The sequence below is a fragment of the Chryseobacterium sp. S90 genome (assembly GCF_047444895.1).
Classification (GTDB): Bacteria; Bacteroidota; Bacteroidia; order Flavobacteriales; family Weeksellaceae; genus Chryseobacterium.
This window is the reverse complement of record NZ_JBLGCX010000036.1, coordinates 1-235: the sequence shown is the minus strand read 5'-3', so window position 1 is coordinate 235 and position 235 is coordinate 1. Positions and strand designations below refer to the sequence as shown.

The window sequence follows — 235 nt, the reverse complement described above, 5'->3', positions numbered from 1 at the left end:
TGAGCCTCCAGAGGGATTCGAACCCACGACCCCGAGATTACAAATCACGTGCTCTGGCCAACTGAGCTATGGAGGCATTTTAATAAAAGACTGAAAGTGATTGAGAGAATCTACTCTACACATTTCAGTGTTAAAAAAAAAATACTCTTATTGAGGTATTTTTTTGAGCGGAAGACGGGGGTCGAACCCGCGACATTCAGCTTGGAAGGCTGACGCTCTACCAACTGAGCTACTT

General features: G+C 44.7%; 1 tRNA gene. It reads right to left on the bottom strand.

The features are described 5' to 3' along the window. Positions 1–2: 2 nt before the first annotated feature. Positions 3–76: transfer RNA gene (locus ACLMCG_RS23130), tRNA-Thr, on the bottom strand. Positions 77–235 lie beyond the last annotated feature (159 nt).